This is a genomic window from Ideonella alba, assembly GCF_018069845.1.
Taxonomy (GTDB): Bacteria; Pseudomonadota; Gammaproteobacteria; order Burkholderiales; family Burkholderiaceae_C; genus Ideonella; species Ideonella alba.
This window is the reverse complement of record NZ_JAGQDD010000006.1, coordinates 1-16391: the sequence shown is the minus strand read 5'-3', so window position 1 is coordinate 16391 and position 16391 is coordinate 1. Positions and strand designations below refer to the sequence as shown.

General features: G+C 68.7%; 13 protein-coding genes and 2 tRNA genes. 3 read left to right on the top strand and 12 right to left on the bottom strand.

Going from position 1 to position 16391, the window contains the following annotated elements:
* Positions 1-15: 15 nt before the first annotated feature.
* Positions 16-1992, bottom strand: coding sequence for a DNA repair helicase YoaA (gene yoaA, locus KAK03_RS10180; RefSeq protein ID WP_210853857.1), 1977 nt, complete (start codon positions 1990-1992; stop codon positions 16-18).
* Positions 1993-2196 carry a YdcH family protein gene (locus KAK03_RS10175; protein WP_210802412.1) on the bottom strand — a complete coding sequence of 68 codons (204 nt, stop codon included), beginning with the start codon at positions 2194-2196 and terminating at the stop codon, positions 1993-1995.
* A 44-nt stretch (positions 2197-2240) separates the two neighbouring features.
* Here KAK03_RS10175 and KAK03_RS10170 point away from each other — a divergent pair, with 44 nt between their 5' ends.
* Positions 2241-3011 (top strand): PP2C family protein-serine/threonine phosphatase, encoded by a 771-nt coding sequence (locus tag KAK03_RS10170; protein ID WP_210853856.1) that lies wholly within the window; start codon positions 2241-2243, stop codon positions 3009-3011.
* 28 nt (positions 3012-3039) lie between these two features.
* On the opposite strand, the gene zapE is transcribed toward KAK03_RS10170, so the two are convergent.
* From zapE to KAK03_RS10150, 4 genes are all read right to left on the bottom strand, one after another.
* Entirely contained in the window at positions 3040-4140 is a 1101-nt protein-coding gene (gene zapE, locus KAK03_RS10165) for a cell division protein ZapE (RefSeq protein WP_210853855.1), read from the bottom strand.
* Positions 4141-4211: 71 nt separating this feature from the next.
* A complete protein-coding gene (gene lpdA, locus KAK03_RS10160) occupies positions 4212-5639 on the bottom strand; it encodes a dihydrolipoyl dehydrogenase (protein WP_210853854.1) in 1428 nt (475 codons plus the stop codon).
* Positions 5640-5705: 66 nt separating this feature from the next.
* Positions 5706-6959, bottom strand: a complete 1254-nt coding sequence (gene odhB / locus KAK03_RS10155; RefSeq protein ID WP_210853853.1) for a 2-oxoglutarate dehydrogenase complex dihydrolipoyllysine-residue succinyltransferase — start codon at positions 6957-6959, stop codon at positions 5706-5708.
* 112 nt (positions 6960-7071) lie between these two features.
* Positions 7072-9927 carry a 2-oxoglutarate dehydrogenase E1 component gene (locus tag KAK03_RS10150; protein WP_210853852.1) on the bottom strand — a complete coding sequence of 952 codons (2856 nt, stop codon included), beginning with the start codon at positions 9925-9927 and terminating at the stop codon, positions 7072-7074.
* A 256-nt stretch (positions 9928-10183) separates the two neighbouring features.
* Between KAK03_RS10150 and KAK03_RS10145 the strand changes: the two genes are divergently transcribed.
* Positions 10184-10525, top strand: coding sequence for a hypothetical protein (locus KAK03_RS10145; RefSeq protein ID WP_310738549.1), 342 nt, complete (start codon positions 10184-10186; stop codon positions 10523-10525).
* A 13-nt stretch (positions 10526-10538) separates the two neighbouring features.
* Here the strand turns inward: KAK03_RS10145 and KAK03_RS10140 are convergent, their stop codons facing one another.
* The 4 genes from KAK03_RS10140 to KAK03_RS10125 form a co-directional block, all read right to left on the bottom strand.
* Positions 10539-11492, bottom strand: a complete 954-nt coding sequence (locus tag KAK03_RS10140) for an NAD(P)H-dependent flavin oxidoreductase (RefSeq protein WP_210853851.1) — start codon at positions 11490-11492, stop codon at positions 10539-10541.
* Positions 11492-13282 (bottom strand): acyl-CoA dehydrogenase, encoded by a 1791-nt coding sequence (locus KAK03_RS10135; RefSeq protein ID WP_210853850.1) that lies wholly within the window; start codon positions 13280-13282, stop codon positions 11492-11494. The genes KAK03_RS10140 and KAK03_RS10135 overlap by 1 nt, the downstream gene beginning before the upstream one ends.
* Before the next feature lie 99 nt (positions 13283-13381).
* On the bottom strand, positions 13382-14314 hold the full coding sequence (locus KAK03_RS10130; RefSeq protein ID WP_210853849.1) for an electron transfer flavoprotein subunit alpha/FixB family protein: 933 nt from the start codon (positions 14312-14314) through the stop codon (positions 13382-13384).
* 1 nt (position 14315) lies between these two features.
* Positions 14316-15065 carry an electron transfer flavoprotein subunit beta/FixA family protein gene (locus KAK03_RS10125; protein ID WP_210853848.1) on the bottom strand — a complete coding sequence of 250 codons (750 nt, stop codon included), beginning with the start codon at positions 15063-15065 and terminating at the stop codon, positions 14316-14318.
* 240 nt (positions 15066-15305) lie between these two features.
* Here KAK03_RS10125 and murI point away from each other — a divergent pair, with 240 nt between their 5' ends.
* Positions 15306-16115, top strand: coding sequence for a glutamate racemase (gene murI / locus KAK03_RS10120; protein ID WP_210853847.1), 810 nt, complete (start codon positions 15306-15308; stop codon positions 16113-16115).
* Positions 16116-16126: 11 nt separating this feature from the next.
* Here murI and KAK03_RS10115 read toward each other — a convergent pair.
* Together KAK03_RS10115 and KAK03_RS10110 are read right to left on the bottom strand one after the other, a co-directional pair.
* Positions 16127-16215: transfer RNA gene (locus KAK03_RS10115), tRNA-Leu, on the bottom strand.
* A gap of 100 nt (positions 16216-16315) precedes the next feature.
* Positions 16316-16391 (bottom strand) — tRNA-Gly (locus KAK03_RS10110).

Here is a 16391-nt window from a genome sequence, read left to right as displayed (position 1 = left end):
GCTGAGCGGCGCGCTTCACGCAGCGCGCTCCTCGGCCAACGTGCGCAGCCACTGCAAGGCCTCCTCGCCGCTGTCCAGCGGCGTCATCGGCGGCAGGGCCGCCAGCAGGCGGCGCCCGTAGCCCTTGTCGCGCAGCCGGGTGTCGCACAGCACCAGCAGCCCCTTGTCCTGCTCGGTGCGGATCAGGCGGCCGGCGCCCTGCTTCAGCGACACCGCCGCCTCGGCGATGAAGTACTCGCTGAAGGCATCGCGCCCCTGTGACTTCAGCTGGCGCACCCGCGCCTCGACCAGCGGGTCGTTCGGCGGCGGGAAGGGCAGCTTGTCGATCAGCACGCATTGCAGCGCGTCGCCGGGCACGTCAATGCCCTCCCAGAAGCTCTGCGAGCCCACCAGCACGCTGCCCCCCTGGCCGAAGCGCTCGAGCAGCGTGCGCTTGGCGGCACTGCCCTGCACCAGCACCTGCAGCGGCGCGTCCAGGGTCTGCAGTTCGGCCTCCAGGGCCTCGGCCACCACCCTGAGGGCGCGCAACGTGGTGGTGAGCACGAAGGTGCGGCCGCCCAGCGCCTTGGCGCAGTGCGCGGCGGCGCGGCCGACCAGCGTCAGGTGACCGTCCTCGCCCGGGGCGGGAAAGCGTGGCGGCACATACACCCGCGCATGGGCGGCGTAGTCGAACGGGCTGCCCACCCGCAGGCGGCGGGCATCGTCCAGGCCGGCCGATTCGCAGAACCAGCGCAGGTCCGGCTCGTCACCCAGCGTCGCCGAGGTGAAGACCCAGGCCCGCGAGCCCGCGGCGCGCTGCTCGCCCATCATCGCCCGGATGTCCAGCGGCGACTCCACCAACCGGGCCTGGTGGGCCGTGAGGTCGATCCAGCGCACGCGCTCGGGCGCGCATTCGCGGTGGAAGCGCAGGCACTGCTGGCCCATCTCACGGGCGCGTGCCTGCAGGCGGACGAGGTCGGGCGCCGCCTCGACCACGCCCTCCAGCGCCTCGGCCGCGCGGCGCAGCGCCTCGGCCAGGCGATCCAGGGCCGGGCCCAGCGCGTCGTCGCGGGCGGCCTCGTCCCAGCGGCGCTTGAGCTGGGCGCGCACCTCCGGCAGGCCCTGGGCAGCGGCCAGGCGCAGCTCGCGTGCGGCCAGCTCGATCGTCGCCGACAGCTCCTGCCAGGGCGCCAGGCCGCGCGCATGCTGCAGGCCGGCGGCCACCAGGTCACGCGACAGGTCAACCGCCTGCCCCGTGCCCAGGGTCTGGCCCAGGAACTGCACGCCGGCCTCGACCATCTGGTGGGCCTCGTCGAACACCGCCACGTCCACCGTGGGCAGCAACTCGGCCACACCACTGTCGCGCAGCGACAGGTCGGCGAAGAACAGGTGGTGGTTGATCACCACCACGTCGGCCGCCATGGCGTCACGCCGGGCCTTCATCAGGTGGCAGTTGACGAACTCCGGGCACTCGCCGCCCAGGCAGTTGTCGCGGCTGGAGGTGACCAGCGGGATCAGCTCGGAGCGCTCGTCCAGGCCGTCGAGCTCGCCCATGTCGCCGCTGCGGGTGCCCTGGGCCCACTGCTCGATGCGGGCCAGCGCGCGGATCGAGCCGCGGTCGGCGAAGGTGGCGCCCTCGCGCGCCTGCTGCAGCCGGTGGCGGCACAGGTAGCTGGCCCGTCCCTTGAGCAGGGCCACGCTGGCCGGCACCTGCAGCGCATCTTTCAGGCGCGGCAGGTCGCGCAGGAACAGCTGGTCCTGCAGGTTCTTGGTGGCGGTGCTGACCAGGGTGCGGCGGCCCGACAACAGCACTGGCACCAGGTAGGCGAAGGTCTTGCCGACACCGGTGCCGGCCTCGGTGACCAGGCAGCCCTGGGCGTCGATGGCCTCGGCGACGGCCTGCGCCATCTCCAGCTGCTGCTGGCGCGGTGCATAGCCTGGCGCGGCGCGCGACAGGGCCCCGTCGGCAGCAAAGGCCTGGGCCACTGCCGCGGGCAATCCGGGCTCGGCCATTCAGGCCGGCTCCGGCGGTTCGAGGGTGGCCTCCAGCACCGCAATCTGGTCGCGCAGCACCAGGCGGCGCTTCTTCAGGCGGCGCAGGGTCAGCTCGTCCAGTGGCGTCAGCGGGTCGGTCCGGTCGATCAGATTGTCCAGATCGGCGTGCTCGATGCGCAACTCGATCAGGCGACGTTGGGGGGAATGGAGGTTCTCCGTCATCGAGGGGGCGGCGCAATATCTGCTGACAGTTTATATTGCATGCCATGAGCACCCTCAGCACCCAGGCCTACCGGCTGACCGCAGCGACCGGCCTGCACAAGGGCGATCGGGCCTACCAGCAGGACCAGGTCGAGATCCTTCCGCACCACCGGGTCGCCGGCTGCCTGCTGGCGCTGGTGGCCGATGGCATGGGCGGCAAGAGCGGCGGGCGCACCGCCGCCGACCAGGTGGTGCTGACCGCCCGCCAGGTCTTCGACCGCTTCAATCCCGCCGACGACGATGCCGAGGCGATGCTCAAGCAGCTGGTGGTCGAGTCGCATCTGATGATCAAGCTGACGGCCATCACCGCCGATGAAGAGCCGCACAGCACGCTGGCGGCCTTCCTGATCATGCCCGACCGCAGCGCCTGGACGGTGCATGCCGGCGATTCGCGCGTCTACCACTTCCGGGGCGCCGAGATGGTGCGGCGCACGATTGACCATTCCTACGTGCAGCGCCTGATCGACGAGGGCAAGATCACCGAGGCCCAGGCCAACACCCATCCGCAGTCCAACCTGCTGACCGGCTGCCTGGGCACCCAGCAGGACCCGCCGGTGGCGATCCAGCGCATCGAGCGCCTCGACCAGGGCGATGCGCTGCTGGCCTGCTCCGACGGCCTGTGGCACTACCTGAGTGGCAAGGAACTTGGCGCCATCGTCAACGCGCTGAACCCGCGCGAGGCCAGCGAGATGCTGATCAGCAAGGCCCGCCAGCGCGCCCGCGGCACCGGCGACAACCTGTCGCTGGCGCTGGTGCGGGTCGAGCCAATCAAGTAGTAGGCCGACCGACGCCCACGCGGGGCGCTCAGGTCAGGCGCGTGTCCACCTCGCGCCGCTCCAGCGACAGGAACTCCTTCGACTGCATCTCGTTGAGCCGCGAGACCGTGCGCGGGAATTCATGCGCCAGCGGGCCTTCCAGGTAGAGCTGCTCGGGCGGTACCGCGGCCGACAGGATCAGCTTCACGCGGCGGTCGTAGAGCACGTCCACCAGCCAGGTGAAGCGACGCGCTTCCGAGGCCATGCGCACCGGCATCTGTGGCACGTCCGACAGCAGCAGCGTGTGGAACTGGCTGGCCAGCTCCAGGTAGTCGTTCTGAGAGCGCGGGCCGCCGCACAGCGTCTGGAAGTCGAACCACACCACGCCGCCGGCGCGCCGGCGCGCGCGCAGTTCGCGGTGCTCGATGTGCAGCACAGGCGACTCATCACGCGCCTCGGCCAGCTCCTCGAAGGCCTGGGTCATCGCCTGGTCGGCCACCTCGCCCAGCGGCGTGTGGTAGAGCTGCACATGCTCCAGCGTGCGCTGACGGTAGTCGGTGCCGTTGTCGACGTTGATGACCTCCAGCTTGTCCTTCAGAAGCGCGATCGCCGGCAGGATGCGGTCGCGGTGCAGGCCGTTGGGGTACAGGCCATCAGGGTGGAAGTTCGAGGTGGTGACGATCGACACGCGGTTGGCGAACATCGACTCCAGCAGCCGGTGCAGGATCATCGCGTCGGTGACGTCGGCGACATGGAACTCGTCAAAGCAGATCAGCCGGTAGCGCCGGGCGATGCGCTTGCCCAGTTCGTCCAGCGGGTTCTGCAGGCCCTTGAGGTCCTGCAGTTCGCGGTGCACCTCGCGCATGAACTCGTGGAAGTGCAGGCGCGTCTTGCGGGTCAGCGGCACCGCCTGGAAGAAGGCGTCCATCAGGAAGCTCTTGCCGCGCCCCACGCCGCCGTACATGTACACGCCGCGCGGGATCGGCGGGCGCACCAGGGCCTTGGTGATGGCATTGCTGCGCCGCGCCTTGTAGGCCGCCCACTCGTCCTGGCAGCGCTGCAGCGCGGCCACGGCGCGCAGCTGCGCCGGGTCGCTCTGGTAGCCGCGCTCGGCCAGGGTCTGGTGGTACAGCTCGGTGACGGTCGTCATCGCAGAAGTCTCAGACGAACAAGGGCGGCTTGCGCCGCCCTTGCGGGTTTCCCTATATCGGTCGTCCCGGGTCAGAAATTCAGGGTGCGCTTGTCAACGGCCAGCGCCGCTTCCTTGGTCGACTCGGACAGCGACGGGTGGGCGTGGCAGATGCGGGCGATGTCCTCGCTGCTGGCCTTGAACTCCATGGCCATCACCGCCTCGGCGATCAGCTCGGAGGCCATCGGGCCGACGATGTGCACGCCCAGGATCTCATCCGACGCGGCGTCGGCGAGGATCTTGACGAAGCCGGTGGTGTCGCCCAGCGCACGCGCCCGGCCGTTGGCCAGGAACGGGAACTGGCCGGCCTTGTAGGCCACGCCATCGGCCTTGAGCTGCTGCTCGGTGCGACCGACCCAGGCGATCTCGGGGCTGGTGTAGATGACCCAGGGCACGGTGGCGAAGTTGACGTGTCCGTGCTGGCCGGCGATGCGCTCGGCGACCGCCACGCCCTCTTCCTCGGCCTTGTGCGCCAGCATCGGGCCACGCACCACGTCGCCCACCGCCCAGACGCCGGGCAGGTTGGTGCGGCAGTCGCCGTCCACCACGATGGCGCCGCGCTCATCGAGCTGCAGGCCCACCGCCTCGGGGTTCAGACCCGTGGTGTTGGGCACGCGGCCGATCGAGACGATCAGCTTGTCCACCGCCAGCTCCTGCGCCGCGCCCTTGGCGTCGGCGTAGGACACGGTGACGCCCTTCTTGCCGTTCTTGATCTCGCTGATCTTCACGCCCAGCTCGATCTTCAGGCCCTGCTTGGTGAAGGCCTTCAAGGCCTCCTTGGCGACGCCTTCGTCAGCGGCGCCCAGGAAGGTGGGCAGGGCCTCGAGGATGGTGACCTCGGCGCCCAGGCGGCGCCAGACCGAGCCCATCTCCAGGCCGATCACGCCCGAGCCGATGACGCCCAGCTTCTTGGGCACCGCACCCACGCGCAGCGCGCCGTCGTTGGAGAGGATGTTGACCTCGTCGAACTCGGCGCCCGGCAGCGGACGGGCGTTCGAGCCCGTGGCCACGATCACCTGCTTGCCGACGATCACTTCCTCGGCAGCGCCGGCGACCTTGATCTCGTAGGCGCCGTCCTTGGCCGCCACGAAGGAGCCGCGGCCGTGGAAGAAGCTGACCTTGTTCTTCTTGAACAGGTAGAGGATGCCGTCGTTGTTCTGCTTCACGACGCCGTCCTTGCGGGCGATCATCTTCGCCACGTCCATCTCGACCTTGCCGGTGGAGATGCCGTGCTCGGCGAAGTGCTTGCTGGCGTGCTCGAAGTGCTCGGACGACTGCAGCAGCGCCTTCGACGGGATGCAGCCGACGTTGGTGCAGGTGCCGCCCGGGGCCGGGCCGCCAGCGGCGTTCTTCCACTCGTCGATGCAGGCCACGTTGAAGCCCAGCTGGGCCGCGCGGATGGCGGCAATGTAGCCGCCGGGGCCGCCGCCGATCACGACGACGTCGAATTGCTTGGACATGAATCTTCCTGGTGAGCTTGGAAGAAGCGCCCCGTTGGACGGGGCGCTTCAATCAGGGGGCAGTGCTTAGATGTCGAAGAGCAGGCGGGCCGGGTCTTCCAGCGCTTCCTTCATCGCGACCAGGCCCAGCACGGCCTCGCGGCCGTCGATGATGCGGTGGTCATAGGACATCGCGAGGTAGTTGATCGGGCGCACCACGACCTGGCCGTTCTCGACCACCGCGCGGTCCTTGGTGGCGTGCACACCCAGGATGGCCGACTGCGGCGGGTTGATGATCGGGGTCGACAGCATCGAGCCGAAGGTGCCGCCGTTGGAGATCGAGAAGGTGCCGCCCGACAGCTCCTCGATGCCCAGCTTGCCGTCCTTGGCCTTCTGGCCGAATTCACCGATCTTCTTCTCGATGTCGGCGAAGCTCAGCTGGTCGGCATTGCGGATGATGGGCACCACCAGGCCACGGGGCGAACCCACCGCGATGCCGATGTCGAAGTAGCCGTGGTAGACGATGTCGTTGCCGTCGACCGAGGCGTTCAGGATGGGGTAGCGCTTGAGCGCAGCCACCGCGGCCTTGACGAAGAAGCTCATGAAGCCCAACTTGACGCCGTGCTCCTTCTCGAACTTGTCCTGGAACTTCTTGCGCATCTCCATCACCGGGGCCATGTTGACCTCGTTGAAGGTGGTGAGGATGGCGTTGGTCGACTGCGACTGCACCAGGCGCTCGGCGATGCGGGCGCGCAGGCGGGACATCGGCACGCGCTGCTCGGGGCGGTCGGCCAGGTTCTGCAGCGTGGGCGCGGCCACCGCGGGCAGCGGCTTGGCGACAGCGGCATTTACTGGCGCGGCCACCGGGGTCGGCACCGCGGCCTTGGCACCCGAGGCCACGGCACCCAGCACGTCGCCCTTGGTGACGCGGCCGTCCTTGCCGGTGCCGGCCACCGAGCCGGCGGCCAGGTTGTTGTCGGCCATCAGCTTGGCGGCGGCGGGCATGGCCACGCCGGACTTGTCGGCCGAGGGCGCGGCCGCGGGGGCGGCAGCAGGCGCCGGGGCGGCGGCGGCGGGTGCAGCGGCAGCGCCGGCCTTGCCCTCGGTGTCGATCTGCGCGATGACCTGGTCGCTGACCACGGTACCGCCGTCGCCCACCACGTGAGCGGCCAGCACGCCGGCGGCCGGCGCCGGGACTTCGAGCACGACCTTGTCGGTCTCGATCTCGATCAGGATCTCGTCCATGGCCACGGCTTCACCGGGCTTCTTCTTCCACTGCAGCAGGGTGGCCTCGGCCACGGACTCGGACAGTTGGGGGACCTTGACTTCTACGATTGCCATGATGTGTCTTTCGTGTCGGTGCGGGGGACGCTGTGCATCCGCCAGCCCCGGCCCGGGCGAGGCGCCTCAGGCCAGGACTTCGGCGGCGCCCTGAGGGCGTCCGCCGTCGTGCTTATTTGCTGAGAATGAAACCCTTGAGCTTGCCGTAGGCCTGGTCCAGCAGCGCCTTCTGCTGGTCCTGGTGCAGGTGGGCATAGCCCACCGCGGGCGAGGCCGAGGCCGGGCGGCCGGCGTAACCCAGGCGCTGGCCGTCAAGCATGTTCTCGTGGATCTGGTGCTGGATGAAGAACCAGGCGCCCTGGTTCTGCGGCTCGTCCTGGCACCACACGATCTCGGTGGCGTTGGGGTACTTCTTCAGCTCGGCGCCGAACACCTTGTGCGGGAACGGGTACAGCTGCTCGACGCGCAGGATCGCGACGTCGGTGGCCTTCTTGTCCTCGCGCTTCTTGACCAGGTCGTAGTAGACCTTGCCCGAGCAGGCGATCACGCGCTTGACCTTGGCGTTGTCGATCGCCTCGTTCTGCTCGCCGATCACGGTCTTGAACTCGCCGCGGGTGAAGTCGGTCAGCGGCGAGGTGGCGTCCTTGTTCCGCAGCAGCGACTTGGGCGTGAAGATGACCAGCGGCTTGCGCAGCGGGCGCACCATCTGGCGGCGCAGCAGGTGGAAGATCTGGCTGGCCGAGGTGGGCTGCACGATCTGCATGTTGGTGTCCGCCGCCAGCTGCATGAAGCGCTCCAGGCGGGCCGAGCTGTGCTCGGGGCCCTGGCCTTCGTAGCCGTGCGGCAGCATCAGCGTCAGGCCGTTGACGCGGCCCCACTTGACCTCGCCGGAGGCGATGAACTGGTCGATCACCACCTGGGCGCCGTTGGCGAAGTCGCCGAACTGGGCTTCCCAGATCGTCAGCGTGTTCGGCTCGGCCGAGGCGTAGCCGTACTCGAAGCCCAGCACCGCCTCTTCGGACAGGATGGAATCGATGACGGTGAACTGCGCCTGGTTGTCGGCCACGTGCTGCAGCGGGATGTAGGTGCCTTCGTCCCACTTCTCGCGCTTCTGGTCATGGATGACCGCATGGCGGTGGGTGAAGGTGCCGCGACCGCAGTCCTCGCCGGACAGGCGCACCGGGTAACCGGCGGCCACCAACGACGCGAAGGCCATGTGCTCGCCCATGCCCCAATCGACATTGATCTCGCCACGGCCCATGGCCGCGCGGTCGTCGTAGACCTTCTTGACCAGCGGGTGCATGTTGACGGTCTCGGGGATCGTCGTCAGGCGCTCGGACAGGCGCTTCCACTCGGTCAGCGGGATCGCGGTGTCGGCCGAATCGGTCCACTTCTTGCCCAGGTAGGGCAGCCAGTCCACGGCGAACTTGCTCTTGAAGTTGCTGAGCACCGGATCGACCGTGTGGCGGCCAGCGTCCATGGCGGCACGGTAGGCCTTGGCCATGTCGTCGCCCAGCGTCTCGCCCAGGCCTTGCGCAGCCAGCTTGTCGGCGTACAGCTTGCGCGTGCCGGGGTGCTGGGCGATCTTCTTGTACATCAGCGGCTGGGTCAGCGCCGGCGTGTCCTGCTCGTTGTGGCCCAGCTTGCGGAAGCAGATGATGTCCACCACGACGTCCTTGCGGAAGGTCATGCGGAACTCCAGCGCCAGCTGGGTGGCCAGCACGACCGCTTCCGGATCGTCGCCGTTGACGTGCAGCACCGGCGACTCGATCATCTTGACGATGTCGGTGCAGTACAGCGTGGAGCGCAGGTCACGCGGGTCCGAGGTGGTGAAACCGATCTGGTTGTTGATGATCAGGTGCACCGTGCCGCCCGTGGAATAGCCACGGGTTTCGGACAGCATCAGGGTTTCCTGGTTGACGCCCTGGCCGCCAAAGGCCGAGTCGCCGTGCACCAGCACCGGCAGCACCTGGGCGCCGACCTTGTCGCCGCGGCGGTCCATGCGGGCGCGCACCAAGCCCTCAACCACCGGGTTGACGATTTCCAGGTGCGAGGGGTTGAAGGCCAGGCTCAGGTGGACCGGGCCACCGGCGGTGGCGATGTCGGAGCTGAAGCCCTGGTGGTACTTCACGTCGCCAGCGGGCAGTTCCTCGGGCGCCGTGTGGTCGAACTCGGCAAACAGGTCCTTGGGCATCTTGCCCAGGGTGTTGACCAGCACGTTCAGGCGGCCACGGTGGGCCATGCCGATGACGATTTCCTGCACGCCCTGCTCACCGGCGCGCTGGACGACCTCGTCCATCGCGGCGATGAAGCTCTCGCCGCCTTCGAGCGAGAAGCGCTTCTGGCCGACGTACTTGGTGTGGAGGAAGCGCTCCAGGCCTTCGGCCGCGGTCAGGCGCTCGAGGATCTGCTTCTTCTTCTCGGGGGTGAAGCTGGGCTTGGAGCGGATCGATTCCAGCTTTTCCTGCCACCAGCGCTTTTGCGTCTGGTCGGTGATGTGCATGAACTCGACGCCCAGCGTGCCGCAGTAGGTCTCGCGCAGGGCCTGCAGGATCTCCCGCAGCGTCATGTTCTCGGCCTTGCTGAAATAGCTGTTGGCCGCCGAGAACGAGATGTCCATGTCGGACTCGGTCAGGTCGTAGAACGCCGGCTCGAGTTCGGGGATCTTGGGGCGCTCGGTGCGCTTGAGGGGGTCCAGGTCGGCCCAGCGGGCGCCCACGTTGCGGTACGCGGCGATCAGCGACTGGACATGGACCTGCTTGCGGGCGACGGCCAGATCGGCCGAACTGGCCTTGGCGGCGAAGGCGTTGGCCTTGGCGCGCTGGGCGAAGGACTCGACGACCGGCGCATGGGCGACGTCGCGGGCTTCGGTGCCGTCGGTGGCGGGGACGTGTTGCAGCGCGTCGAAGTAGGCGCGCCAGTTGTCGGGCACGGAGCCCGGGTTGTCGAGGTAGGCTTCGTACATCTCCTCGACATAGGGCGCATTGCCCCCGAACAGGTACGAGTTCGACCTGTATTGCTGCATCATCTTTCGCTCACCTTTCGCCCCGGTTGCCAGGACTCCGATGGGTTGATCAACCTTCCGCGGCCCGGCTTCACCGGTTGGCGGATTGCGACCCGCCTTGCTCGGTTTGTCTCGATAACCAGCAAGGGGACACAGAAGGACCGTTCAAGTCACATTCGGGACTGTACCACCGCCGTGACTTGTTGTTGTGGGCTGTATTACGCGCCCGCAAACCCTTTACTTTCCTGACAAATCGGTCGTCCGGACGAAAAATGCGTCAGTGAATTCCCACCCCCGCGCCACGCCACGCGTGATCCGCCTGCGGTCCGAGGCCCCGCCCATGCCCGCGATCGGCCAGCCCTGCAATGGCTGCGGGGTGTGCTGCGCCTGGGCGCCCTGCCCTCTGGGCATCGTGGTGAGCGGGCGGCGCCAGGGGCGCTGCCGCGCGTTGCGCTGGGATGCGGCGCAGCGCCTGTACCGCTGCGCGATGGTCAGCCAGCCGCGCCGGGTGTGGCCCTGGTGGCCACGCTGGGCCGAGCCGGCCTTGCGCCGGCTGGCGGCGCGCTGGATCTGGGCTGCCAGCGGCTGCGATGCCGATCTGGCGGCCGAACGCGCCGCCTGATCGGCCGGACCACTCAGCCCAGCAGGCGCGCGCGTGCCGCGGCGTACTCGCGCGCCAGCTGCGCCACCAGTTCGGCGGCCGGCTGGACACGGGTGATCGCGCCGATCCCCTGGCCACAGCCCCAGATGTCCTTCCAGGCCTTCTTGGCGTCGCCGCCGAAGTTCATTTTCGAGGGGTCGCTCTCGGGCAGGTTCTCCGGGTCCAGGCCGGCGGCGCGGATCGACGGCTTCAGGTAGTTGCCATGCACCCCAGTGAACAGGTTGGAGTAGACGATGTCGTCGCTGCTGCTGTCGACGATGCACTGCTTGTAGGCGTCCACCGCGCGCGCCTCATCGGTGGCGATGAAGGCCGAGCCGATGTAGGCGAAGTCGGCCCCCATGGCCTGCGCGGCCAGGATGGCGCCGCCGCTGGCGATCGAGCCCGACAGCGCCAGCGGGCCGTCGAACCACTGGCGGATCTCCTGGACCAGCGCGAACGGGCTCTTGACGCCTGCATGGCCACCGGCGCCGGCCGCCACCGCGATCAGGCCGTCGGCGCCCTTCTCGATGGCCTTGTGCGCAAAGGCGTTGTTGATGATGTCGTGCAGCACCACGCCGCCCCAGGCATGCACCGCCTCGTTGACGTCGGTGCGCGCGCCCAGCGAGGTGATCACCACGGGCACCTTGTAGCGCGCACAGACCTCCAGATCGTGCTCCAGCCGGTCATTGCTCTTGTGCACGATCTGGTTGATCGCGAAGGGCGCGGCCGGCGTGTCGGGGTGGGCCTTGTCCCAGGCCGCCAGGGTCTCGGTGATCTCGGCCAGCCACTCATCCAGTTGCGAGGCCGGACGCGCATTGAGCGCCGGCATCGAGCCGATGATGCCGGCCTGGCACTGGGCGATGACCAGCTGGGGGTTGGAGATGATGAACAGCGGCGAGCCGATCACCGGCAGACGCACGCGTTGCAGCGCGGCAGGCAGGCGGCTCATCAGAAGGCCTCCAGCGCCATGGCGGTGACACCGGCGTGGCCGTCGACGATGCTTTCGCGCAGGCCGGCGGTGCGGGTCAGCAGGTGGTCGGCGTAGAAGCGCGCAGTGGCGATCTTGGCCTGCATGAAGGCCACATCATCACCCGCGGCCAGGCGGTCTTCGGCCGCCATCAGTGCCCGCCCCATCTGCCAGCCGGCCATCAGGTTGCCGGCCAGCATCAGGTAGTTCACGCTGCCAGCGAACACGGCGTTGGGGCTGGCCTTGGTCTGACCGGCGACGAAGTCGACCACCGCCAGGAAATCGGCGCGCGCGGCGGCCAGGCGCCTGGCGAAGGCCTTCGCGTCGGCGCTGGGACGCGCAGCCAGGGCTTCCTCGGTGGCCGCGATCTGCGCCGCGATGGCCTTGGCGGTCTGGCCGCCGTCGCGCGCGGTCTTGCGGCCGATCAGGTCGTTGGCCTGGATCGCGGTGGTGCCTTCGTAGATGGTCAGGATCTTGGCGTCGCGGTAGTGTTGGGCGGCGCCGGTTTCCTCGATGAAGCCCATGCCGCCATGCACCTGCACGCCCAGGCTGGTGACCTCCAGGCTGGTTTCGGTGGAGTAGCCCTTGACCAGGGGCACCATGAACTCGTAGAAGGCCTGGTTCTGCTGGCGCACGGCCGCGTCGGGGTGGTGGTGCGCGGCGTCATAGGCGGCGGCGGCCACCAGCGACATCGCGCGACAGCCCTCGGCGGTGGCACGCATCGTCAGCAGCATGCGGCGCACGTCGGGGTGGTGGATGATGGCCGCAGCGCCCGGCACCGAGCCGTCCACCGGACGCGACTGCACGCGGTCGCGGGCATAGGCCACGGCGCGCTGGTAGGCGCGGTCCGACACCGCCAGGCCCTGGACGCCCACGCCAAAGCGCGCCGCGTTCATCATCACGAACATGTACTCCAGGCCGCGGTTCTCCTGGCCCACCAGGTAGCCCACCGCGCCGCCGTTGTCACCGAACTGCAGCACCGCGGTGGGGCTGGCCTTGATGCCCATCTTGTGCTCGATGCTGACGCAGTGCACGTCGTTGCGCGGGCCCAGCGAGCCGTCGGCGTTGACCAGGAACTTCGGGCAGATGAACAGCGAGATGCCCTTGACGCCTTCCGGCGCCCCGACCACGCGGGCCAGCACCAGATGGACGATGTTCTCGGCCATGTCGTGCTCACCCCAGGTGATGAAGATCTTGGTGCCGAAGATGCGGTAGCTGCCGTCGGGCTGCGGCTCGGCACGGGTGCGCACCGCGGCCAGGTCGGAGCCGGCCTGCGGCTCGGTCAGGTTCATCGTGCCGGTCCAGGTGCCGTCGATCATCTTCGGGATGAAGGTGGCCTTCTGCTCGTCGGAGCCGGCGGTCAGCAGGGCCTCGATCGCGCCGTCGGTCAGCAGGGGGCACAGCGCGAAGCTCAGGTTGGCCGCATTGACCATCTCCTGGCAGGCGGCGTGGATCAGCTTGGGCAGCCCCTGGCCACCCACATCCGCCGGGTGGTGCAGGCCCTGCCAGCCGCCCTGGGTGTACTGGTCGAAAGCAGCCTTGAAACCGGGCGTGGCGTGGACCTTGCCGTCGCTGAAGTGCGAGGGATTGATGTCGCCTTCCCAGTTCAGCGGCGCGACCACATCCTCGTTGAGCTTGGCGCACTCCTCCAGCACGGCCTGGGCGGTGTCATAGCCCGCGTCCTCGAAGCCGGGCAACTGGGCGATGGCGTCGATGTTGGCGAGTTCCTTCATCGCGAACAGCATGTCCTTGACGGGGGCGCGGTAGCTCATGGGATGTCTCCGGGAAAGGCAGGGGGCGAAAGAAAGGGCGCCACGACGGGCGCCCTTGCTGTGTTGGCGAGGGCCGCGCTGCGGCCCCTCAGGCGCGGATCAGAGGGCGTTGATCAGCTCGGGCACGGCGGCGAACAGGTCGGCCTCCAGGCCGTAGTCGGCGACGCTGAAGATCGGCGCTTCCGGATCCTTGTTGATCGCGACGATCACCTTGGAGTCCTTCATGCCCGCGAGGTGCTGGATCGCACCGCTGATGCCGCAGGCGATGTAGAGCTGCGGCGCGACGATCTTGCCGGTCTGGCCGACCTGCCAGTCGTTCGGTGCGTAGCCGGCGTCCACCGCGGCGCGGCTGGCGCCCAGTGCGGCGCCCAGCTTGTCGGCCAGCGGCGTCAGCACCTCGTTGAACTTCTCGCTGCTGCCCATCGCGCGGCCACCCGAGACGATGATCTTGGCGGCGGTCAGCTCGGGGCGGTCGCTCTTGGCGATTTCGCGGCCGATGAAGCTGCTCCTGGGCGCGGCGGCGGTCGCGGCGACGGTCTCGACGGCCGCCGAGCCACCCGTGGCCGCAGCAGCGTCGAAGCCGGTGGTGCGCACCGTGATCACCTTGACCGCGTCGGCGCTCTGCACCGTGGCGATCGCGTTGCCCGCGTAGATCGGACGCTCGAAGGTGTCGGCCGACACCACCTTGGTGACGTCGGACAGCTGCGCCACGTCCAGCTTGGCGGCCACACGCGGCGCGACGTTCTTGCCGTTGGCGGTGGAGGCAAACAGGATGTGGCTGTAGCCGGAAGCGATGGCCAGGACCTGCGCGGCCACGGCCTCGGCCAGCTGGTCGCCCAGGCTCGCACCATCGGCGTGCAGCACCTTGGCCACACCGGCGATCTGCGCGGCCGCAGCCGCAGCGGCGGCGGCGTTGTGGCCGGCCACCAGCACATGCACATCCCCACCGCAGGCCGCAGCGGCGGTCACGGTGTTCAGCGTGGCGCCCTTGACGCTGGCGTTGTCGTGTTCAGCAATGACGAGGACGCTCATCTCAGATCACCTTCGCTTCGTTCTTCAGCTTGCTCACCAGGGTGGCCACATCGGGCACCTTCACACCGGCGCCGCGCTGCGGCGGCTCGGAGACCTTGAGCGTCTTGATGCGCGGGGTCACGTCCACCCCCAGGTCGGCCGGCTTGACCGTCTCCAGGGGCTTTTTCTTGGCCTTCATGATGTTGGGCAGCGTGACGTAGCGCGGCTCATTGAGGCGCAGGTCGGTGGTGATCACCGCCGGCAGGGACAGCTTGAGCGTCTCCAGGCCGCCGTCGACCTCGCGGGTGACGGTGGCGGCGCCATCGGCCACCTCGACCTTGGACGCGAAGGTGGCCTGCGGCAGGTCGGCCAGCGCGGCCAGCATCTGGCCGGTCTGGTTGCAGTCGTCGTCGATCGCCTGCTTGCCCAGGATCACCAGGCCCGGCTGCTCCTTGTCGACCAGGGCCTTGAGCAGCTTGGCCACGGCCAGCGGCTGCAGCTCGGCATCGGTCTCGACCAGGATGGCGCGGTCGGCGCCGATGGCCATCGCGGTGCGCAGGGTTTCCTGGCACTGCGTGACGCCGCAGGAGACGGCGATGACTTCGGTCACGGCGCCCTTTTCCTTCAGGCGCACCGCCTCTTCGACGGCGATCTCGTCAAAGGGGTTCATGCTCATCTTGACGTTGGCGATGTCCACCCCCGTGCCGTCGGACTTCACGCGAACCTTCACGTTGTAGTCGACGACGCGCTTGACGGGTACCAGTACCTTCATGCTGCGTTGCTCCTGTCGGATGTCGAGGTTGTTGAATTGACGTTAACGTAAACCAAGTGATTCTAGGGGCGATGCGCGCTCCGCAGGCGTTGCCCTCGTGGAAACTCGCTGAATGCGGCCCTCAGGCTGACTCTTTTAAATCGAACGTTCGTGCTATTTTAAGGGTCCGCCAGCCACCACCGCAAGCCATCCTGGTGAAAACCCGTGGGTGCGCTGCCAGCGGTTAGACTGCCGGCCGCCATGTCCGTCCTGCCCACCCTGCCCCGCACCATCGGCGTCTTCGATTCGGGGGTGGGTGGCCTGTCGGTGCTGCGTGCGTTGCACCGCTTGCGACCCGAGCACCCGCTGCATTACCTCGCGGACTCGGCCCACGCACCCTATGGGGACCGCGATCCAGCCTTCGTCGCCCAGCGCAGCCTGCGCCTGGCCGAACACCTGCTGGCGCATGGCGCGGCCATGCTGGTCGTGGCCTGCAACACCGCCACCGCCTGGGCCATCGACGCACTGCGGCAGCGCTACCCGCAGCTGCCCCTGGTCGGCGTGGAGCCGGGCGTCAAGCCGGCCGCCGCGATGTCGCAGCGCCGCCGCATCGCGGTGATGGCCACCACGGCCACGCTGGCGAGCCCGCGCTTCGCGCTGCTGGTCGAGCGCCACGCACCCGGCTGCGAGGTGCTCCGCGTGCCCTGCCCCGGCCTGGCTGCTGCGATCGAGCGCGGTGACGACGGCCGCGACGAGGTGGAAGCCCTGCTCGACCGCCACCTGCACCCGCTGCAGGACAGCGGCATCGACGTGATGGTGCTGGGCTGCACCCACTACCCCTTCGTGGCCGAGCGCATCGCGCTGCGCTTGCCGCCGCAGGTGCACCTGCTGGACACCGCCGACGCCGTGGCCCGCCAGGCACTGCGCCTGCTGGGCGAGGCGCCACAGACACCAACGCCCCATCCTTGGCCGGCCCTGCGGCTGGAGAACACCGGGGACCCGGCGGTGCTGGAGCGCATGGCGCGCAGCTGGCTGCAGGTGGACGTCACCGCCCGGCGCTGCAACGCCTGAGCGACGACCCCTGGTGCCCGGAACCGGACTCGAACCGGTACGTCCGTTGCCGGACTGCGGAGTTTAAGTCCGCTGCGTCTACCAATTTCGCCATCCGGGCGCGGACAGCTGTGGCCGATGATAAGCGCGCCCTGCGCGCGCCACGGCCCTGAAACGACGAGGCGGCCGGACCCGGGAGGGTGCGGCCGCCTGCGCGTGACTGGAGCGGGAAACGAGGCTCGAACTCGCGACCTCAACCTTGGCAAGGTTGCGCTCTACCAACTGAGCTATTCCCGC